Annotated in this window: 17 protein-coding genes and 5 tRNA genes; 5 read left to right on the top strand and 17 right to left on the bottom strand. The window is 55.4% G+C overall.

Going from position 1 to position 20,099, the window contains the following annotated elements; translation table 11 throughout:
* Positions 1–48 precede the first annotated feature (48 nt).
* The 17 genes from rpoB to CLV84_RS13700 form a co-directional block, all read right to left on the bottom strand.
* Positions 49–3,873, bottom strand: a complete 3,825-nt coding sequence (gene rpoB, locus CLV84_RS13785) for a DNA-directed RNA polymerase subunit beta (RefSeq protein ID WP_104420367.1) — start codon at positions 3,871–3,873, stop codon at positions 49–51.
* 277 nt (positions 3,874–4,150) lie between these two features.
* Complete coding sequence (rplL, locus tag CLV84_RS13775; RefSeq protein ID WP_104420365.1) at positions 4,151–4,531, bottom strand: 50S ribosomal protein L7/L12; 381 nt, start codon at positions 4,529–4,531, stop codon at positions 4,151–4,153.
* Positions 4,532–4,711: 180 nt separating this feature from the next.
* Entirely contained in the window at positions 4,712–5,242 is a 531-nt protein-coding gene (gene rplJ, locus CLV84_RS13770) for a 50S ribosomal protein L10 (RefSeq protein ID WP_104420364.1), read from the bottom strand.
* 19 nt (positions 5,243–5,261) lie between these two features.
* Positions 5,262–5,954, bottom strand: a complete 693-nt coding sequence (rplA, locus tag CLV84_RS13765; RefSeq protein WP_104420363.1) for a 50S ribosomal protein L1 — start codon at positions 5,952–5,954, stop codon at positions 5,262–5,264.
* Between the two features lie 85 nt (positions 5,955–6,039).
* Positions 6,040–6,483 (bottom strand): 50S ribosomal protein L11, encoded by a 444-nt coding sequence (gene rplK, locus CLV84_RS13760; protein WP_104420362.1) that lies wholly within the window; start codon positions 6,481–6,483, stop codon positions 6,040–6,042.
* 77 nt (positions 6,484–6,560) lie between these two features.
* The gene (gene nusG, locus CLV84_RS13755; RefSeq protein WP_104420361.1) at positions 6,561–7,106 is read right to left on the bottom strand and encodes a transcription termination/antitermination protein NusG; all 546 of its coding nucleotides are present in this window, start codon (positions 7,104–7,106) and stop codon (positions 6,561–6,563) included.
* 18 nt (positions 7,107–7,124) lie between these two features.
* A complete protein-coding gene (gene secE / locus CLV84_RS13750) occupies positions 7,125–7,319 on the bottom strand; it encodes a preprotein translocase subunit SecE (RefSeq protein WP_104420360.1) in 195 nt (64 codons plus the stop codon).
* A 53-nt stretch (positions 7,320–7,372) separates the two neighbouring features.
* Positions 7,373–7,445 (bottom strand) — tRNA-Trp (locus CLV84_RS13745).
* Positions 7,446–7,634: 189 nt separating this feature from the next.
* A complete protein-coding gene (tuf, locus tag CLV84_RS13740) occupies positions 7,635–8,831 on the bottom strand; it encodes an elongation factor Tu (RefSeq protein ID WP_104420359.1) in 1,197 nt (398 codons plus the stop codon).
* A 110-nt stretch (positions 8,832–8,941) separates the two neighbouring features.
* Positions 8,942–9,013: transfer RNA gene (locus CLV84_RS13735), tRNA-Thr, on the bottom strand.
* A gap of 243 nt (positions 9,014–9,256) precedes the next feature.
* Positions 9,257–9,332 (bottom strand) — tRNA-Gly (locus CLV84_RS13730).
* A 24-nt stretch (positions 9,333–9,356) separates the two neighbouring features.
* Positions 9,357–9,438, bottom strand: a tRNA-Tyr gene (locus tag CLV84_RS13725).
* Positions 9,439–9,480: 42 nt separating this feature from the next.
* A tRNA-Thr gene (locus tag CLV84_RS13720) sits at positions 9,481–9,553 on the bottom strand.
* A 246-nt stretch (positions 9,554–9,799) separates the two neighbouring features.
* Positions 9,800–10,705 (bottom strand): tyrosine-type recombinase/integrase, encoded by a 906-nt coding sequence (locus tag CLV84_RS13715; protein ID WP_170067707.1) that lies wholly within the window; start codon positions 10,703–10,705, stop codon positions 9,800–9,802.
* A 112-nt stretch (positions 10,706–10,817) separates the two neighbouring features.
* On the bottom strand, positions 10,818–11,603 hold the full coding sequence (locus CLV84_RS13710; RefSeq protein ID WP_170067706.1) for a hypothetical protein: 786 nt from the start codon (positions 11,601–11,603) through the stop codon (positions 10,818–10,820).
* 47 nt (positions 11,604–11,650) lie between these two features.
* On the bottom strand, positions 11,651–12,664 hold the full coding sequence (locus CLV84_RS13705; RefSeq protein WP_104420356.1) for a glycosyltransferase family 10 domain-containing protein: 1,014 nt from the start codon (positions 12,662–12,664) through the stop codon (positions 11,651–11,653).
* Positions 12,649–13,146 (bottom strand): hypothetical protein, encoded by a 498-nt coding sequence (locus CLV84_RS13700; protein ID WP_146088811.1) that lies wholly within the window; start codon positions 13,144–13,146, stop codon positions 12,649–12,651. The genes CLV84_RS13705 and CLV84_RS13700 overlap by 16 nt, the downstream gene beginning before the upstream one ends.
* 19 nt (positions 13,147–13,165) lie before the next feature.
* On the opposite strand from CLV84_RS13700, the gene CLV84_RS13695 reads away from it, so the two are divergent.
* From CLV84_RS13695 to CLV84_RS13675, 5 genes are all read left to right on the top strand, one after another.
* Positions 13,166–14,158: an acyl-CoA synthetase family protein gene (locus tag CLV84_RS13695; RefSeq protein WP_104420354.1), complete on the top strand. Its 993-nt coding sequence runs from the start codon at positions 13,166–13,168 to the stop codon at positions 14,156–14,158.
* A gap of 166 nt (positions 14,159–14,324) precedes the next feature.
* The gene (locus CLV84_RS13690; protein ID WP_104420353.1) at positions 14,325–15,899 is read left to right on the top strand and encodes an alpha-N-arabinofuranosidase; all 1,575 of its coding nucleotides are present in this window, start codon (positions 14,325–14,327) and stop codon (positions 15,897–15,899) included.
* Between the two features lie 132 nt (positions 15,900–16,031).
* Entirely contained in the window at positions 16,032–17,084 is a 1,053-nt protein-coding gene (locus CLV84_RS13685; protein WP_104420352.1) for a LacI family DNA-binding transcriptional regulator, read from the top strand.
* A gap of 365 nt (positions 17,085–17,449) precedes the next feature.
* A complete protein-coding gene (locus tag CLV84_RS13680; protein ID WP_104420351.1) occupies positions 17,450–18,589 on the top strand; it encodes an endo-1,4-beta-xylanase in 1,140 nt (379 codons plus the stop codon).
* Positions 18,590–18,605: 16 nt separating this feature from the next.
* A complete protein-coding gene (locus CLV84_RS13675) occupies positions 18,606–20,084 on the top strand; it encodes an MFS transporter (protein ID WP_104420350.1) in 1,479 nt (492 codons plus the stop codon).
* Positions 20,085–20,099: the final 15 nt, after the last annotated feature.

Genomic DNA, 20,099 nt, shown 5'->3' with positions numbered 1-20,099 from the left:
AATCCCGCGTTCGGGATTGATGGTTGCCTGGCGGAGGGGCATCCTAACCTAATCGAACTTCACGTCCAGCGCCAGACCACGGAGCTCGTGCACCAGTACGTTGAACGATTCGGGGATATTCGGCTCGGGAAGGTTATCGCCCTTGACGATCGCCTCGTAGGCCTTGGCACGTCCCTGAATGTCATCCGACTTGATGGTAAGCAACTCCTGCAGGATGTTGGAGGCACCGAAAGCTTCGAGTGCCCAAACCTCCATCTCGCCGAAGCGCTGTCCACCGAACTGGGCCTTACCACCGAGCGGCTGCTGGGTGATGAGCGAGTACGGTCCGATCGAACGGGCGTGCATCTTGTCGTCCACCATGTGGCTCAGCTTCAGCATGTAGATCACGCCTACCGTGGCCTGCTGGTGGAAGCGGTCTCCCGTCTCGCCGTCGTAGAGGAATGCCTGCCCCAAGCTGGGCAGCTTGGCCTTCTGAATGTACTCCTCGATCTCGTCCTGGCTGGCGCCGTCGAAGATGGGTGTAGCGAACTTCATACCGAGTTTCTCACCGGCCCATCCGAGTACGGTTTCGAAGATCTGTCCGAGGTTCATCCGGGAAGGCACACCCAGCGGGTTGAGGATGATGTCGACCGGGGTACCGTCCTCGAGGAACGGCATGTCCTCGTCGCGGACGATCCGGCTTACGATACCCTTGTTGCCGTGACGACCGGCAAGTTTGTCCCCCACTTTAAGCTTACGCTTCTTGGCGAGGTACACCTTTGCCAGCTTCAGTACGCCGGCGGGCAGCTCGTCACCCACGCTGATGTTGAAGGTTTCGCGCTTGTAGCGACCGACCTCCTCGTTGACCTTAATGCTGTAATTGTGCAGCAGGCGGGCGATGAGCAGGTTGAGTTCGTCGCTGGTAGTCCAACCGCTGTAGTCGATGGTGGTATAGTCTACCTCGCGCAGCAGGCTCTGGGTGAATTTCTCGCCCTTCGGCACCACTCCTTCTCCGTAGATGGTGTTGACCCCCTGGCTAGCGCGACCGCGTACCAGTTTGTCTAGTTTGTCTACGAGGACGGTCTTCAGGTTATTCAGGTTGACCTTGTGCTCGTCTTCCAGTTTCTGTAGCTCGAGCTTTTCGGCATCCTTCTGTGACTGCTCCTTCTTGGTGCGGCTAAAGAGATCCTTACCGATGACAACTCCCTTGAGTGAGGGGCTGGCCTTCAGCGAAGCATCCTTCACGTCTCCGGCTTTGTCACCGAAGATGGCCCGAAGCAGTTTCTCTTCCGGCGTCGGGTCGCTTTCCCCCTTCGGAGTGATCTTGCCGATGAGAATGTCACCTTCCTTGACCCAGGCGCCGACGCGGATGATTCCGTTCTCGTCGAGATCCTTGGTGGCCTCCTCGCTGACGTTGGGGATATCGTTGGTCAGTTCTTCCTCACCGAGTTTGGTGTCGCGCACGTCGAGTTCGAAGTGTTCGATGTGCAGGCTCGTGAAGATGTCTTCGCGGACGACGCGCTGACTTAGTACGATGGCATCCTCGAAGTTGTACCCCTTCCACGGCATGAAGGCCACTTTGAGGTTCTGTCCGAGTGCCAGTTCGCCCTTTTCCGTTGCGTAGCCGTCACAGAGAATATCGCCCTTTTTGACCTGCTGTCCGCGACGGACGATCGGTTTCAGGTTGATACAAGTACCCTGGTTGGTACGGAGGAACTTGGTTAACCGGTAAGTCTTGGTATCATCGTCAAAGGATACCTGACGGTCTTCGTCGGTCCGCTCGTAGCGCACGATGATTTCATTCGCGTCGACGTACTCTACGATGCCGGCACCTTCTGCATTGATGAGCATGCGGCTGTCACGGGCTACTTTACCCTCAAGGCCGGTACCCACGATGGGGCTGGTGGGCTTCAGGAGGGGAACGGCCTGGCGCTGCATGTTCGATCCCATCAGGGCGCGGTTGGCGTCATCGTTCTCGAGGAAGGGAATCATGGAAGCGGAAACACCAACGATCTGGTTAGGCGCAACGTCCATGAACTCAATATCGGCGGGTTCCAGCACGGGGAAGTCGCCGTGATCCCGGGCCTTGATGCGATCGCCGGTAAAGGCTCCTTTTTCGTCGATCGTGGCGTTCGCCTGAGCGATCTTCTTGAAGTCTTCGCCTTCGGCGCTGAGGTAGATCGGGTCACCGTCCATGACCACCTGGCTGTTCGCTACCGCACGGTAGGGCGTCTCCAGGAAGCCCATCTTATTCACTTTGGCGTGAACGCAGAGGGTCGAGATGAGTCCGATGTTCGGTCCTTCGGGCGTTTCGATCGTACACAGACGGCCGTAGTGACTGTAGTGAACGTCACGAACTTCAAATCCGGCGCGCTCGCGGCTCAAACCACCGGGTCCGAGGGCGGAAATCCGTCGCTTGTGGGTAATTTCGGAGAGGGGGTTAGTCTGGTCGAGGAACTGGCTAAGCTGGCTGGTTCCGAAGAAGGAGTTGATGACGCTGGAAAGCGTACGGGCGTTGATCAGGTCAATCGGGGTGAAGACCTCGTTATCGCGCACGTTCATCCGCTCCCGAATAGTACGGGCCATACGGGCCAGACCTACGCCGAACTGGGCATAAAGCTGCTCGCCTACGGTACGTACCCGCCGGTTGCTGAGGTGGTCGATATCGTCGATCTCGGCGCGCTGGTTCATCAGACCTACCAGGTACTTGACGATGGCAATGATGTCTTCCTTGGTAAGTACCAGGATCTCGTCATCGGTGCCCGCGTTAAGCTTACGGTTGATCTTATAGCGTCCTACTTCGCCTAGGTTATACCGCTTGTCACTGAAGAACAGCTTGTCGATAATACCGCGTGCGGTTTCTTCGTCCGGTGGATCACTGCCGCGCAGCTGCCGATAGATATACTGCACCGCTTCGATCTCACTGCTGGAAGGGTCCTTCTGCAGGGTGTTGTAGATGATGCTGTAGTCCATGGAAACATCCTCCTTTTGCAGGATGATGTTCTCGATGCCGTCGGCGGCCAGGATGTCTTCGATGTTGTCCTCCGTCAGGACGGTATCGCGCTCCAGAATAATTTCGTTCCGCTCGAGGATGACCAGCTCGCCGGTGTCTTCGTCGACGAAGTCTTCCGTCCAGGCACGCAGTACGCGGGCTGCCAGTTTGCGACCGATTGCCGCGGTGAGGGCTTCCCGGGTGTTCGCCACCTCGTCGGCAAGGTCGAACAAGTCAAGGATCGACTTATCGGAGTCGTAACCAATGGCCCGCAGCAGGGTCGTTACGGGGAACTTCTTCTTCCGGTCGATGTAGGTATACATCACCGTATTGATGTCGGTGGCGAATTCCATCCACGCTCCCTTGAAGGGAATAACCCGGGCGGAGTAGATCGCCGTACCGTTGGGGTGGAAGTTCTGACCGAAAAATACGCCGGGGCTACGGTGTAGCTGGGATACGATGACCCGCTCGGCGCCGTTGATAACGAACGTTCCCTTGCCGGTCATGTAAGGGATATTTCCCAAAAACACGTCCTGGACGATGGTCTTGAAGTCCACGTGCTCTTCATCGTTACAGGAGAGCCGCAGTTTTGCCTTAAGAGGTACGCTGTAGGTTAACCCGCGCTGCATACACTCCTCGATGGTGTACCGAGGGGGGTCAACGAAATAATCCAGGAACTCCAGATTGAAGATGTTCCTGGTATCGGAAATGGGGAAGTTCTCCTGGAACACCCGGTACAATCCTTCGTGGGACCGATTCTCGGGGGTGGTTTCCAGCTGGAAAAATTCCTGGAAAGATTTTAGTTGTATTTCTAAGAGATCGGGAGAATGATCGGTTAGCTTAATCTTGCCGAAGCTTACCCGTTGCTCCTCGGCATTAAGAATTTGGCCGTTTGACGTCATTAGCATTCCTTGGTTTAACCGGTCGATAGCCTTCCGCGGTGGCCGAAGACCGGATGATATGGTATATAAACCGGGAAAATGTTCCCGGCGGTATGGGGCATCGCGAAGTATGTCAACACGAAGGAACCCGGTTTGGTTGCACCCGCAGGTGATTTCTTATACGCGAATGGCCCAGTCGGACCGTTGTCCGCTAAGCCTAACGAAAGAAGGAAGAAGCACGGGGTGACGGCCATGGGCTATCGCCCCGCGCTTATATCCTTTGATGGAGGGCACTGAATTACTTCACCGCAACCGTGGCACCGGCCTCCTCGAGGGCGGCCTTGATGCTTTCGGCTTCAGCCTTATCCACGCCAGACTTGATCGTGGCTGGAGCACCATCGACCATTTCCTTAGCTTCTTTCAGACCGAGACCGAGTAGGGTCTTGACCTCCTTCACGACTTTGAGCTTGCTGCCACCGGCAGATTCCAGTACGACGTCGAACTCGGTCTGCTCAGCCTCGGCACTGCCGGCGGCTTCGCCACCTCCACCAGCTGCTACCGCTACTGCGGCGGCTGCGGGCTCGATGCCGTGTTCGTCTTTAAGGATCTGCAGGAGCTCGGTAACGTCCTTGATAGTCAGTTCTACGAGCGAGTCGGCAATTGCTTTTACGTCTGCCATAATAATAAAGTATTTAAAAGTGATTACGATAAGAGTATCGCGTATCAGCTTGGAAGCCAGTTAATTAGTGATTTAGTTTATAGCCATTTCGTCTGTAAGATTCCGCCCTGCTTAAATGGGCGTAAGCGCTGACGAACGAAAAGGCTAATGAACTAGGAGAACGGGCGACGCCCGCGCGAGCTACGCTTCGCGTTCCTCGAGTGTTTTGAGCGCGCCGGCCAGTTTCGATCCCTGTCCTTTCAGGCCGCTGAGCAGATTCTGCATCGGGCTCTGGAGAAGGGTAAGGATGTCGGCGAGTACTTCGTCGCGCGACTTGAGCTTGGCGAGGACATCGAGTTGATTGTCGCCACTGTAAATCGAAGTGGCGATGTAAGCAGCCTTAAGGATGGGGCGTTCACCCTTTTCCTCCCGGAACTCCTTGATGACCTTTGCCGGTGCGTTGCCCACCTCAGCAAACAGAATGGCCGTCGGGCCCTTCAGTGCATCGAATAAGGGGGCGTAGTTGTTCTCTTCCGGCAGTTGCTCGAGCGCTTTGCGCGCCAGGGTGTTCTTCACCACCTGCATGCTGACGCCTCTTTTAAAGCAAATCCCGCGCAGCTTGTTCACCTGCTCTACGGATAGCGTCGAAGCGTCGGCGATGTAGAAGTATTCATTGTTAGCGAACCGCTCCTTTAAGGATTCAATGGCCGCCGCTTTATCTGTCTTATTCATGATTTTTCGTTTGGGACGGTTAGGCGATGGTCTTCGGGTCGACCTTGATACCGGGGCTCATCGTGGACGCAATGGTGACGGACTTCATGTAGTTGCCCTTGGCACTGCTCGGCTTCATACGCACGAGCGTTCCGAGTAATTCGTTAGCATTCTCCTTAAGCTGCTCGGGGCTGAATTCAACGCGGCCGATGCTGCTGTGGACGATACCGAATTTGTCAACCCGGAAAGCAATCTTTCCTCCCTTTACGTCAGAAATAGCCTTGCCTACATCCATCGTTACGGTACCCGTTTTCGGGTTGGGCATAAGGCCACGTGGACCCAGTACCCGGCCGAGGCGACCTACTTTAGCCATCGTTTGTGGCATGGCCACGACAACGTCGAAGTCCGTCCAACCATCGGTAACTCTTGCTACCAGGTCATCCAGACCGGCGTAGTCCGCACCGGCATCCAGTGCTTCCTTTTCCTTGTCGGGAGTTACGAAGGCCAGTACCCGTTTGGTCTTACCGGTACCGTGAGGAAGCGTAACGGTACCCCGAAGGGCCTGGTCAGCTTTGCGGGGGTCGATCCCCAGACGGACGTGAACGTCCACCGATGCATTGAACTTCGCCGTATTGACCTCCTTTACGAGCGTCATTGCCTCATCGAGACTGTACTGCTTAGTCGCATCGACTTTCTCAGTGGCGGCTTTGCGCGCCTTACTAAGTTTAGCCATTATGAAAGATTTTGAGGTTTATAGCGCACGCCAACGGGCGTGCTCCCTACTTGATTGAAATAATGTGATGAAGGGTACGCGGCAATTAGGCTTCCCAGGGGGGAGTTCCCTCTACGGTAATACCCATGGACCGCGCGGTGCCGGCCACCATTTTCATTCCGCTCTCCACCGTAAAGGCGTTGAGGTCGGGCATTTTGTTCTCGGCGATGGTGCGTACCTGATCCCAGGTTACCTTGCCCACTTTGTTCCGGTTGGATTCCTTGGAACCACCTTTGAGTTTGGCAGCCTCCAGTAGCTGGACGGCGGCGGGGGGCGTTTTGATGACAAAGTCGAAGGACTTGTCGCGGTATACCGTAATTACGACCGGGAGGATCTTACCCTGGTTGTCCTGGGTAGCGGCGTTGAACCGCTTACAGAACTCCATGATATTAACACCTTTGGCACCCAGTGCCGGACCCACCGGCGGGGCGGGATTGGCCGCTCCTCCGCGGACCTGAAGTTTAATAAAGGTTTCTACTTCCTTAGCCATGCTGACTTATTTGTGTCGTACGAACGGGGACCGCGTTTTGCTTAACGGACACCTCCGACGGTTGGAATGATAATTATTTACGATTGTTTCTCGACCTGCATGAAGTTCAACTCGACTTCCGTACCGCGGCCGAAGATCTTGACGATGACCTTAAGTTTCTTCTTCTCTTCGTTGACTTCCTGAATATCGCCGACAAACTCGTTGAAGGGGCCGTCGATGATCTTCACCGTTTCCCCCTCGATGAAGGGCTCGATCATGGTATCGCCGGCTTCGAGGCTCTCGTCCACCTTACCGAGCAATCGGTTAGCTTCCGATTCCCGCATGGGTACGGGCTCGCTCTTGCCGAGAAAGTGAATGACATTCGGCAGGCTGGTGATGGCATCGACTACTTCCGCATTCAGGGCGTAAGGGTCGGCTTCTACCAAAATGTAGCCCGGTAGAATGTTCCGGTCGGAAATCACCTTTTTACCGCTACGAATCTTATACACCTTCTCCGTTGGCACGACGATCTTGGTGACGTGGCTACCCCAGTCATTCCGCTCGATTTCCTTCTCGATGCGTTCCTTGATCTTTTTTTCCTTGCCGCTGATGACCCGCAGCGAGTACCATTTGTTGTCTGCCATGCTGTTTTCGAAGTATGCTTAAACCGCGCTGTTGTAGATAAAATCCACGACATTCTTCCACACGAAATCCATCATTAGAATCAGCAGCGCGAAAATGGCGGAACCGATCAGCACCAATACGGTATTGGTCTGGAGCGTAGAATACGGAGGCCAGGTCACGTTGTGGACCAGCTCGTTATAACTTTCCCGTAAGTATAGTCCTAGCTTATCCATGAGAAAGGGAAGGGTTGAAGAGTGAAGGGACTGCGCATCCCTTGTAAAGTAAGCACGGGTGGAGAGACTCGAACTCCCAGCCCCTGGTTTTGGAGACCAGTGCTCTGCCAATTGAGCTACACCCGTAAGTTGAAGTACGAAATCTAACGGAGAGACACGGGATAAAAAGGTGCTTGACAGCTTACTCGGACCTTTCAACTCCCTACTCCGCACATTAAAATTCGTACTTCCTAAATGCGAAAGTTAAGTACCCTCATTCGGGCACTTAACTTCCACTTTTTATAGTAAAACCGGGGGCGGAAGCCCCGATGGTTCTTAGGCCAGAATTTCGGTTACCTGACCGGCGCCTACGGTACGACCGCCTTCGCGGATAGCGAAGCGAAGACCTTTCTCCATAGCGATGGTATTCAGCAGCTTAACTTCCAGGGTAACGTTATCGCCTGGCATAACCATTTCCACGTTCTCGGGAAGGGTGATGTCGCCGGTTACGTCCGTGGTACGGAAGTAGAACTGAGGACGGTAGCCATTGAAGAACGGCTTGTGACGACCACCTTCTTCTTTCGACAGTACGTATACCTCACACTTGAAGTGACTGTGGGGCTTAACGCTGCCTGGCTTACAGATTACCATACCGCGCTTGATGGCTTCCTTGTCAATACCGCGAAGCAGCAGACCGGCGTTATCACCGGCTTCACCGCGATCGAGCAGTTTGCGGAACATCTCAACACCCGTAATGGTAGAAGTCAACGGCTTGGCTTCAGCAGCCTGCATGCCGAGAATTTCAACACCGTCACCTACGTTGATCACGCCCCGCTCGATACGACCGGTTGCAACGGTTCCACGACCGGTGATAGAGAATACGTCCTCAACGGGCATCAGGAAAGGCTGGTCAACCAGACGCTCAGGCTCGGGGATATCGTTGTCGACAGCGGCCATGAGTTCGATGATCTTGGCTTTACCGTCGGCGTCTCCTTCGAGTGCCTTGAGGGCGGAACCGATAATGATGCTGGCGTTGTCACCGTCGTACTCGTACTGGCTGAGCAGTTCGCGTACTTCCATTTCAACGAGCTCGAGCATCTCTTCGTCGTCAACTAGGTCGGCCTTATTCATAAAGACGACGATGTTGGGAACGCCTACCTGGCGAGCCAGCAGGATGTGCTCGCGGGTCTGGGGCATCGGGCCGTCAGTGGCGGCCACTACCAGGATAGCACCGTCCATCTGGGCGGCACCCGTTACCATGTTCTTTACGTAGTCAGCGTGACCCGGGCAGTCAACGTGAGCATAGTGACGGTTAGCCGTCTCATACTCGACGTGAGCCGTGTTGATGGTGATACCACGCTCTCTTTCCTCGGGGGCAGAGTCGATCGTATCGTAATCCATCTTCTTAGCACCACCTGACTCCGAGAGAACGGTGGTGATAGCTGCGGTGAGGGTGGTCTTACCGTGGTCTACGTGACCGATGGTACCCACGTTAACGTGGGGTTTAGTTCTTTCAAATTTTTCCTTAGCCATCTTAGGATGTCCTATTTTGAAATTAAAAAATGGTGCTTAATCAGGGTGCCGACCGCAACCTCGGCCGCCCCTACCTCCGGATCAACCGAACCGGAAGAGTATTACCCTTGAGCCAACGGTGAGAATTGAACTCACGACCCCTTCCTTACCATGGAAGTGCTCTACCCCTGAGCTACGTCGGCAACATGGTTGATGTTGTAAAAAATTGCGAGGCACCGCCGTTGCGGTGCTTCGTTTGGAGCGGAAGACGAGTTTAGCTGCGCTGCTCTCCCCTCGGTCGGGTCAAACCCGCGACCCTCAGCTTGGTGCGTTATGTGGGGTTATGCGGTCTTAGGGGCGGGAGCCCCAAAAACTAGCCCACAAATAAGCCGCTCTACCATCTGAGCTACTCTCATTAATCTCCAGACCCACCATCGTGGATCCTTTGGAGCGGAAGACGAGATTCGAACCCGCGACCCTCAGCTTGGAAGGCTGATGCTCTACCAACTGAGCTACTTCCGCATGTTGGTAAAATGAAAAAAAATGTGGGGGTGGTAGGATTCGAACCTACTCAGCCGAAACACTGGATTTACAGTCCAGCCCACCTCTCCAACTGTGGCGCACCCCCATTTTCTACTGTACGAGATTCAAAGGTAAAGTCCGGTAACGGAGCCGATGGACGGACTCGAACCGCCGACCAGCTGATTACAAATCAGCTGCTCTACCAACTGAGCTACACCGGCTGATGAACGAGTAGCTGATCAAAAACCAGCGGTTCTACTCCCAATAGCTACCGGGAAGTTATACCGGCTGATTAGTGAATAGCCGTTTGCGAATCGTTGTGGCATTCCCGATACCCGTTGGGAAGCTACACCGGTCTGAAACCTTAAATCTCTGCCTGTTTTCAAGTCTGCTCGGGGACGTTTTCCCAAAGCGATTGCAAAGGTAATATCTTTCGTACAATTGACAAAGCAACTGCGGACGAAATTTTAACCCTTTGTTTCTCCTCCCCCTTCCGGATGTGATTTGCGGTACACTTCCCGCAGCCGTTCCAGGTTGTTGTGCGTGTACAACTGGGTTGCTGCCAGGCTGGCGTGGCCCAACAGATCCTTGACGGCATTGAGGTCGGCACCGGCTTCGGTCAGGTGGGTGGCAAAACTGTGGCGCAGAACGTGCGGGCTTTTCTTTGCCTCCCGCGTCACCCCCCCCAAATACCGGGTTACTTTATTGTATACATATTTGGGGTACAAGGGTTTACCCTTTTCCGTAACGAGTAGTTGCGGAATTTCGATTTTCGCGCCGGAGCGCAGGAACAGGGCCCGATCCAGCAATTCCGCCAGTCCCGGTCCGTAGGGTACGATCCGCTCCTTGTTTCCCTTTCCCCGAACCAATAAGGCTCCCTTTTCCCTGTTCAGGTCACTCACCCGTATTCCGATCAATTCTGCCCGCCGTAATCCGGCCTGGTAAAGCAAAGACAGCATCAGGTGATCCTGTAACAGAAAATAATCTTCATTTTTCGTCGGATCAGGAAAAGTCTGGAACAGCCGTTGCAGATCAGCGCGAGGGATAGTGGCCGCCAGCCGCTTGCCGATCCGTGGCGTAGGGATACGCTTGGTCGGATTATGCTCCTGTTGGCCCTGCATCTGCCGAAAAAGGTAGTAGGCCTTCAGCGCGGAGAGTTTCCTACGGATGCTCGTGGCCGCCATGCCCTCCCCGTGCAATTCCGCCAGCCAGCTTTTGACCATCCCCCGATTGACCTCGGCGGCGGAGCTGACGTCGTAAGCCGTTTCGCAGTATCGGGCAAACCCTTGCAGGTCGCCTTCATACGCACTGACGGTGTGCTCGCTCAGGCGACGCTGATGAGCCAAATGGGCGATGAATTGACGGATCTCCAAGGGCGGTGGGTCGGTACGGGTCACAAAGCTACGGGCTGGCACCCGATTGCCCCGTCTGGTAGGTCGCTCGCTACCCTACTCTACTCCCGAATTGTCAGATATAGGGTTGCGATCACCCATTCAGAAAGGACTTGAGGAAACGCTTTATCCTTCCGGCCAATGACACATCCCGTCTACGGGTCAATTCGATAATCTGGGGGTAAGGGGAATTCGGGGAGGAGCCGATTCGTCCGTTCCCGAATTGGCTGGGATCGCGAAACGCTCGTTGGTTATGCAGTTTGCTGAGCACGCTAAAGATGGATTGATCGTGCCGGTGAGCTAGAAAGCCGTTACCGATGGTGTCCGGCTCCGAAGGATCCAGCAAAAGTTCGGGCCTGGATGCATACTCCAGCCAGCTGGCGGCAAAGTTTTTGGCCTCCGGACCATTGCGCCACAAATGGCAGGTGGCTATACGCTGCTCGGTTAGTTGCAAATCGTATCGACCGGGTGCCAGCTCCCAAAACACCTCGGGCCTGGTCCAGTGCAATTCCGGGTGGTTGTGTAGCGAAAACGGAAAAACATCCTGATCGAACGGATGCAGGGCCCGGATGAGTAAGTCAACGGGCTTCACGAAATGGGCACCGGCGTCGCAGTAGAAAAGCCAGGTCCCATCCGGTAGGTCATTGAGCGTCCGCACGATAAAATAGGGTTTCCACAGCCAGTATCCCGCGCCTTTCTCCTGGTTCAGAATACCCTCGTGCGCCCGGCGGAAGGTAGGGTCGATGTCTTGCGGGCAGTAGCTTCTCACTTCGTCAAAACCGCCAACCCTCCTGGCTGACTTAGTATTGCGTTGCTGAGCGCGGCGAAAATGGTGATCGGCGTAGTTCAGCAGGACGGTCATGGGCGTGGCAAATGGCACGTGGTAGGTTCTGAATCGGATCGGCTTTGCTCCCGCGCTCCGTCGCCCTACCCTAGCAAATCGAAAAGTTTTTCCTCCAGTCGAAGGTAGAAGTTGTAAATGTGCTCCGCTGCATCGGGCCGGAACGGGGGGATGCCCCGAAGGTCACGCAGTTGATGCGGATCGTCCCGGAGCGAACGGAGTCGTTGCCGGAAGACCGTTTCCTCGCCAGGTGAATAGGCAATGATCGCGTCCTGGTTAAATATGTCGGGTTCCACCGCACCTTCCGCGCCACGGTAAATAGGGATACACCCGGCGGCTACGGCCTCAAACAATTTTTCGGTGGTGTATCCGGGACGTTGGCTGTTCTCGGGACAGATGTGAAAGGGATACTGCCGGATGAACCGATGTTTGTATGCTTGACCGGGAGGTACGCGCTCACCAACATTGCGAAAAGCGCCCCCGTAGCGAACCGTTCCAACCTGGTCGAACAGATCAGCTATACGACGGCGCGACCCGGATGGATCGTGGCTGGCAACCAGGGAAGCGACCATGGCGGGTCGTTGCAGCAAATCTAACCGATTCCGATCCCACTGCCGAAGTCGCTCGGTAATGTCCGCCAGTTGCATGCCGGGGTCGAAGCAAAGCAGCAACCAGATAGGAAAGCGGAGGTAGTCCGATCGCTGCAGCTGATCAAAGCCAAGCGACAAATCGACGGATCCAAATAGATGGTCTCGGTAGGAGGGATGAAAATCCAGATTTTCACCCGTAAAAAACACGCGAAGGTCGGCGTTAATCCTGCTGATGAGTCGGGGATCGCCAAATACCGAGATAAAAGCAATTCGCCGGTCTTTGGACAGCTTTGCCAGACGGGGCCGGTCCAGGAACCTCCAGAACCAGGTGTTCCGGAAGGAGGGGACCCGCCAAAAGTTGTAGAACCCACGGCCGTAGCACCGCAACAAAAAGTGCTGATAATAGGCTCCGGCAGTTTGCCTGGCGTACCGGTTGTATGCGGTCAACCGCTCTTCTCCAATTAGCCCGGAAACAACGTTCTTTACGGGTTGCTTCAGGGGCCGAAACATTTAATCTGAATTTGTCCCGTTCGGATCGTGTTGGAGCGGTTGCCCGCCTGGTCGACCATGAAAATACTCAGCCGGAAGGTGTCGACGGGGTAAGCCGGATTCTGGGCCGGGAAGCGGCCATCGTATAAACAGTTGACCTGACCGGTGTTGATTAGGGTAAAGAACACGTCGCCGCTAATGCCGTTGCCGGTACCCTCGCGGGGGATGGAAGGAAGTGCCAGCGGCGTTGGCGTATTCGGGAACCGGCTATCAACGTAAAAAATATCGGTGCTGTCTTCTGAGCTGAGATCGCCGTCGCCGTCGGTGAAGCTGAACTGAAAGACGATACTATCGGCAATACCGGTAACCTGGGCGTAGATACTGTCTTTACTGACGCCCTCGTAGGCGATGACGGGCTCATCGGGGTAGTCGGGCGGATTAACGCAACCCAGCGTCAGCAGTCCGGCGGCAAGCAACCATAGATAATAACGGGTGTATAGCATCACAGATAATCGATTGAACATGTCGCGCGACGAACTGGCCCGGCGCATTGAGGGGTTGTCCCGGGATGAATTCTGGGAGATAGCGCTGGAGGTATTCCACCATCAAGCCGCTAACAACCTAATCTACGCCGAATACCTCGATTTGTTGCATGTCAATGAGCGGGAGGTACGGCAACGGACCGATATTCCTTATTTACCGATCTCCCTGTTTAAAACCCACGATCTCCGGACCGGGGCCTGGGAGCCAAGCCGCACCTTCCGTAGTAGCGGTACGACGGGAACGGCTACCAGTCGTCATCCGCTTAGGCGAGAAGCCTGGTACGTCGACCAGGCCGCCAGAACCTTCGAGCGCTTTTACGGTCCGCTTACAGGTCGGGCGGTTCTCGCCCTCCTGCCGGCGTACCTGGAGCGGTCGGGATCGAGCTTAGTATTTATGGCCGACGATTTCATTCGGCGTAGCGGGCAACCGGATTCGGGGTTTTACCTGGATAACCTGCCTGAGCTGGCGGGGCGACTGCGCGCGTTGCGCGAGCGCAACGTCCCTACCCTACTGCTCGGCGTAAGCTTCGCGTTGCTGGAGCTGGCGGAACGATTCCCGCAGCCACTCGGAGATACCATCGTGATGGAAACGGGGGGCATGAAGGGACGGCGGCGGGAGATGACCCGGGATGAGTTGCACGGGGTCCTAAGCGATGCATTCGAAGTAGAGCATATTCACAGCGAATACGGAATGACCGAACTGCTGAGTCAGGCTTATGCCCCCGAGCGCGGCCGCTTCCTACCGGCCACCACCCTGGCGGTCACCCCTCGTGACGTCACGGATCCGTTTGCCCCGGCCCCTTTGGGAAAGACCGCCGCACTCAACCTGACCGATCTCGCGAACCTCGACACGGTGAGCTTTATCGCCAGTGACGACTTAGGTCGCATATTCGAAGACGGAAGCTTCGAGGTGCTCGGGCGCATGGATAATTCGGACGTGCGCGGTTGCAACCTGCTGGTGGGTGACCTGTGACCTCTCTTGGCAAAGCGCGCCACAGCCAATCAAAGCCAACTATATTTACGCAATCGATTGATCGACTCTACCGGTGCCTGGAAATCATTTGCCCCGACAGCACCGCGGCAAGCCAAGTTGCCGTATTATGCCGATCCCAACGTTAACCATTAACCTTTTACCGATTATGCACTCCTTCCATCGTACCATTTTTCGAGCTAGTATTTTCCTCTTCTGCTGCGCCCCCTTCCTGTTGACCGGGCAGTCCAGGACGACCCTCGTAGTCGATGCGGGGGCCGCGGAGCACCAGATTAGCCGCCACATTTACGGCCACTTCGCCGAACACCTCGGACGTAATATTTATGACGGCTTCTTCGTGGGCGAAGAAAACCGCACGATACCCAATACGGCCGGGGTGCGGAATGACATCATCGAAGCGCTAAAAGCACTCAGCATTCCCAACCTGCGCTGGCCGGGCGGATGCTTTGCGGATACCTATCACTGGATGGATGGCATCGGACCAAAAGAAGACCGCCCGACCATCGTCAATCAATGGTGGGGTGGGGTCACGGAAGACAACAGCTTCGGCACCCACGATTTCCTCAATTTGTGCGAGGTTCTCGGCACGGAGCCGTACCTGTCGGCCAACGTAGGTAGCGGGACCGTACAGGAAGTTGCCGACTGGATTCAGTACACCAATCATGGCGGGGAAAGTCCGATGGCCAAACTTCGCCGGGAAAACGGACGGGAAGAACCCTGGAACGTCAAGTACTGGGGGGTTGGCAATGAGGCCTGGGGATGTGGGGGAAATATGACGGCGGAATTCTACGCTGACGTGTATCGCCGCTACGCCACCTTCATGCAAGACTGGAACCAGGAGGACAGCGTCGGTATCGTTAAAATTGCTTCCGGCGCATCGAGCAACGACTACAACTGGACGCGGGTGCTGATGCAGGATCTGAAGCTGAACATGGTCGACGCCTTGGCGCTGCACCATTATTCCGTTACGGATTGGGAAGACAAGGGCCCGTCGGTCGAATTCGACGAAAATCAGTACTTCGAAACCATGGAAGTAGCCCTGGCGATGGACACGCTGATCGAGAATCATACGGCAATCATGGACGAATACGACCCGGAGAAGCGGATTGCCCTGTACGTCGACGAATGGGGAGGATGGTACAACGTTGAGCCGGGCACCAATCCGGGCTTTCTGTACCAGCAAAATACCATTCGGGACGCCATGATCGCCGGAGCGACCCTGAACATCTTCAACAACCACGCCGAACGAGTCAAAATGGCCAATCTCGCCCAGGCGGTTAACGTACTACAGGCAGTGATCCTGACGGAGGGGGAGCAGATGATTCTTACGCCTACGTATCACGTCATGAAAATGTACGTCCCCCACCACGACGCCACGCTGTTGCCTTCCTCCTTCGAAACCGAGCTTACCTACTCCTACGAGGGCAAATCGCTTCCCGCGCTTTCGGCCTCCGCCTCCCGGAGTGATGACGGCACCGTCACCATCTCCCTGGTTAACATCGATGCTTCGGAAACCCATACCGTGGACATTCAACTCAATGGCACGACAACCGGCGCAGTGAACGCCCAACTGCTGACCTCCGATCAGCTGCAGGATTATAACGATTTTGATGCACCGGACCGGATCGTACCGGTAGCGTTCACCGATTTTACGGTCGCCAACGGTACGGTATCCGTGAAGCTGCCTCCTTACTCCGTCGTTGTTCTGGAAGTGCAACCTTAGTTTCGAGCGGAAATATCTTTATATTTAGCTGGATCCTAGCGTTGCCTCATCCGGCGATGTGGATCTCCCAATCTGCGAAGCCGGATGGTTTTTGCCATCGGTACGAAGCAGCGAACACGCGATACATGCAAAATGAATAAAAATCGGAAAAAGCGCGTCACCATTTACGATCTGGCCATGGAACTGAACGTGGCGCCCTCGACGGTTTCCCGCGCCCTCCAAGATCACTTCAGCATCGGTCGGGAGACGCGGGATGCTGTAAAGGAATTAGCGCGCAAGCGCGGATACCGAACCAACGTAGTGGCGGCAAACCTCCGCATGCAGACCTCCAATACCATTGGCGTACTGGTACCCTGGATCAACCGTCCCTTTATTTCCTCGCTCATTTCCGGGGTGGAAGAGGCGGCTCAGGAATTTGGATACAACGTGATTATCTCGCAGTCTCAGGACTGCTACGACCGGGAGGTAGCCAACGTGAAGACGCTGGTGGACAGCCGGATCCATGCCCTTCTGGTATCGCTGGCCATGGAAACGACGCATTACGACCACATCGAAGAGATTATCCGGGGAGGTACGCCGGTAGTGTTCGTCGACCGGGTCCCTTCCTCCCTACCCGGCCATCGGGTTATTATCGACAATTACCAGGCAGCGTTCGAGGCTACCCAGCACCTGATTGACCAGGGGTGTAAACGGATAGCGATTTTTAGCGGGGCCCAGCACCAGCAAATATACCGGGAGCGGCAACTTGGTTACCTGGCCGCGCTTGATCAGAACGGATTGGACATCGACCAGGACCTCATCTGTAGTCTCGACCGGCTTACGCTGGACGAAGGCTACCGGTTGACTGAAAAATTGTTCCTTCTCGACAGCAGGCCGGACGGGATTTTCTCCACAAATGACGGCGCAGCGGTTGGGGCCATAAAGTTCGCCCGGCAAAACAACATTCCTATTCCAGAGGAATTGGCGTTAATCGGATTCAACAATGACCCGATCTGTGAAATCGTAGAGCCTCAACTTAGCTCCATGACCCACCCCGCAGCTCAGATGGGGCGCCAGGCCTTACTGCAGGCACTCAAGGTAGCCACCCCGGAAGCGACAACGGAAAACCTCCTGGTACAGCTTACTACGGAAGTCATTATTCGTGCTTCTAGCCGCAAAACTCAGGCAACCACTTCACCGGAGTAGACCTATGGATCACACACAATCGATTTCGTAAGCCTCGAAATTGTTGTACTTTGTCCACCAGCGGCCGACGTGGGGCGAACCTAATGGTCTTCGTTCGAACCGCCCACCTACTGGTTGGCTTTCGCTATTCGATCTTGCATGACTTTAACAGCTCCATTTTCCTCCCGCTTATTGATTTGGCTAAGCAACGCGTGTGTTAGTCCTCTGCGAGTAAATCGCGGAATTGCTGTCGCGCTAACCGAGTTTAGCCGGGTCCACGACGAACGCTGCGATAGATGGGTACTGCGGGTCGGTCCATGAAGCCACCATTCAACTGTCGAGCCGCGCTCATCGAGCGCTCCTACTGAACTTTCAACACTTCCAATATGATCCTGACTATTCGTGTTTCAACTGTCTTCTGGCTAGCATGCCTGGGTCTATTCCAGTGCGGCAGCCCTACTTCTGCCGGCGAACAGCAACCAACGGATGCGGAAGAGGCGCCTTCGCTTGGGGCCCTGTACGCGGATAACTTTTACATCGGCGCCGCGATCAATCGCGGGCAGATCATGGGTCAGGATACTGCGGCCCTGCGGCTGCTGGAATCGGAATTTACCTCTATTACGCCGGAGAATATCATGAAATGGGAAAACATCCAGCCCGGCCCCGATTCCTTCACCTGGGAGGCGGCGGATGCCTATGTTGCGCTTGGGGAGGAGCAGGACAAGTGGATCATCGGGCACACGCTCGTGTGGCACTCCCAGGCACCGGCATACGTAAACGAGACCACCGACCCCGAGCAATTGCGGCAATATATGGAGGAGCACATTCGGGCCGTAGCCGGGCGCTACGCCGGACGGATAGATGGCTGGGACGTACTCAATGAAGCGCTCAATGAGGACGGCAGTTACCGGGAATCGATCTTCTACCGCTTGCTGGGCGAACAGTACATCTTGGATGCCTACCGCATAGCGGCCGAGGCAGCCCCGGACGCGGAGTTGTACTACAATGACTATAACCTCAATAACCCCCAAAAGCGCACCGGTGCCGTCCGGATCGTCAATCTGCTCAAGGAAAACGGACTGCGTATCGACGGAGTAGGCATGCAGGGACACTACAACCTGAACGGCCCGCCCATCGAGGAAGTGGAAGCCAGCATCGAGGCCTACGCCGCCACCGGTGCCAAGGTGATGATTACCGAGCTCGACCTAACTACCCTGCCCAACCCCTGGGATCTGGAGGGCGCCGACGTAAATCAAAATTTTGAAGGCAGCGAGGCAATGAACCCCTATGCCGCCGGGCTGCCGGATTCCGTGTCCACGAAAATCGCCGAACGCTACGCTGACTTATTCCGTCTCTTCCTAAAGCACGACGATGCCATCACCCGGGTAACCCTGTGGGGGATCAACGACGCACAAAGCTGGCTTAACAACTGGCCCATTCGCGGCCGCACCAATTATCCCTTACTATTCGACCGGGCCTCGATGCCCAAGGAAGCCTACGGGGCAGTCGTAGCACTGAAGCAATAATCTTAAGGTCCCATTCATGTCATTAGAAAACTTCCGCTTATCCGTAACCGAAAAGATCGGTTACGCGCTCGGTGACCTCGCAGCTAACCTGATTTTTCAGACGCTGGTCACCTTCATCGCATTTTTCTACACCGACGTTTACGGCATTCCGGCTGGATGGGCTGCATTCATCATCTTCTGGGCAGGCATCCTCGGAGGCGCGGTGTTTACGCCGATTATGGGTGCCATCGCCGATCGTACCCGGACCCGGTGGGGTAAATTCCGCCCGTGGATTCTCTGGACGGCGATTCCCTTCGGAGCGATCGTCATGCTCACTTTCGCGACGCCGGATTTCGCGCCCACCGGCAAACTGATTTATGCCGGCGTCACCTACCTCTTGCTGGTGATGATCTACTCGGCCAACAACCTACCCTACAGTGCCCTTAGCGGGGTGCTGACCGGGAGTATGTCGGAACGGAACAGCCTGTCCAGCTACCGTTTCGTGGCGGTCATGATCGCCCAGTTCATCATTCAGGTACTGGTGTTGCCTATCGTGCTGATCCTGGGTGACGGGGACAAGGCCATTGGCTTCGAACGCACCATGACAATCCTGGCCGCCGCCGGAGTAGTGATGCTGCTGATTACCTTCCTCACCACGAAGGAACGGGTCGTTCCCCGCCCCGAACAGGAGTCGAGCGTAAAGGACGACCTCAGGGATCTGGCCCGCAATCGCCCCTGGGTCATTATGCTGGTGCTGACTACCCTCGTATTCGTGGCGCTGGCCCTCAAGGGGGGATCCTACGTCTACTACTTTTCCGAATACATGAACGAACCGGCCCTGGCGGCTTTCCTGGAGAACGTCGGCTTCAACGGCTTCATTGATGGCCTCAACAATACGCTAACCGGGATGGGGCTTACGGAATTCCGCTGGCCGGAGGATCCGGCTACGTCGGCCTTCAGCTTGTACAACGCGACCAGTATCATCTGCCAGATCATCGGTATCTTTTTCAGTAAAGCGCTGGCCGACCGCTTTGGTAAGCGGAACGTCTTCGGCATCTTTCTTTTTATATCTACCCTCTTTCTGCTGGTTTACCTGGTGTTCCCCCCTGATGCCGTGGAACTGGTTTTCCTGGCACAGGTAGGCCACGGCCTGGCGTATGGGGTCACGGTACCGTTGCTGTGGGCCATGATCGCCGATGTAGCGGACTACTCGGAATGGAAAAATAACCGTCGCGCAACGGGTATCATCTTCTCCGCAATGATCTTCGGCCTGAAAGTAGGCCTGGCCATCGGCGGAGCCTTGGTAGCGATGCTCCTGTCCTTCTACGGATATGAAGCGGGGTTGCCATCACAATCTTCGGACACCGTCCTGGGCATCCGCCTACTGATCAGCCTTTACGCTTCGATTCCCTTCCTCATCGGGTGCGGGCTCTTGTTTTTTTACGAGATTAATAAGGAGATGGAGACCAACATCGAGCAGGACCTGTTGGTTAGCCGTGCGAAAAACCTGGGGTGATCCCCTCTTTAGCTT

Source organism: Neolewinella xylanilytica (assembly GCF_002934605.1).
GTDB lineage: Bacteria > Bacteroidota > Bacteroidia > Chitinophagales > Saprospiraceae > Neolewinella > Neolewinella xylanilytica.
Note: the sequence above shows the minus strand (reverse complement) of the source record. Positions and strands in the feature narration are given on the sequence as shown.

Bases quoted from the DNA above. Each gene is read 5' to 3' on its own strand.
- CLV84_RS13685 (WP_104420352.1), top strand. From the start codon at position 16,032: ATGAATAAAAATCGGAAAAAGCGCGTCACCATTTACGATCTGGCCATG.
- rplJ (WP_104420364.1), bottom strand. From the start codon at position 5,242: ATGAATAAGACAGATAAAGCGGCGGCCATTGAATCCTTAAAGGAGCGG.
- CLV84_RS13695 (WP_104420354.1), top strand. From the start codon at position 13,166: ATGTCGCGCGACGAACTGGCCCGGCGCATTGAGGGGTTGTCCCGGGAT.
- tuf (WP_104420359.1), bottom strand. From the start codon at position 8,831: ATGGCTAAGGAAAAATTTGAAAGAACTAAACCCCACGTTAACGTGGGT.
- CLV84_RS13675 (WP_104420350.1), top strand. From the start codon at position 18,606: ATGTCATTAGAAAACTTCCGCTTATCCGTAACCGAAAAGATCGGTTAC.
- rplK (WP_104420362.1), bottom strand. From the start codon at position 6,483: ATGGCTAAGGAAGTAGAAACCTTTATTAAACTTCAGGTCCGCGGAGGA.
- CLV84_RS13700 (WP_146088811.1), bottom strand. From the start codon at position 13,146: ATGCTATACACCCGTTATTATCTATGGTTGCTTGCCGCCGGACTGCTG.
- CLV84_RS13680 (WP_104420351.1), top strand. From the start codon at position 17,450: ATGATCCTGACTATTCGTGTTTCAACTGTCTTCTGGCTAGCATGCCTG.
- rplL (WP_104420365.1), bottom strand. From the start codon at position 4,531: ATGGCAGACGTAAAAGCAATTGCCGACTCGCTCGTAGAACTGACTATC.
- rplA (WP_104420363.1), bottom strand. From the start codon at position 5,954: ATGGCTAAACTTAGTAAGGCGCGCAAAGCCGCCACTGAGAAAGTCGAT.
- CLV84_RS13690 (WP_104420353.1), top strand. From the start codon at position 14,325: ATGCACTCCTTCCATCGTACCATTTTTCGAGCTAGTATTTTCCTCTTC.
- nusG (WP_104420361.1), bottom strand. From the start codon at position 7,106: ATGGCAGACAACAAATGGTACTCGCTGCGGGTCATCAGCGGCAAGGAA.
- CLV84_RS13705 (WP_104420356.1), bottom strand. From the start codon at position 12,664: ATGTTTCGGCCCCTGAAGCAACCCGTAAAGAACGTTGTTTCCGGGCTA.
- secE (WP_104420360.1), bottom strand. From the start codon at position 7,319: ATGGATAAGCTAGGACTATACTTACGGGAAAGTTATAACGAGCTGGTC.
- rpoB (WP_104420367.1), bottom strand. From the start codon at position 3,873: ATGACGTCAAACGGCCAAATTCTTAATGCCGAGGAGCAACGGGTAAGC.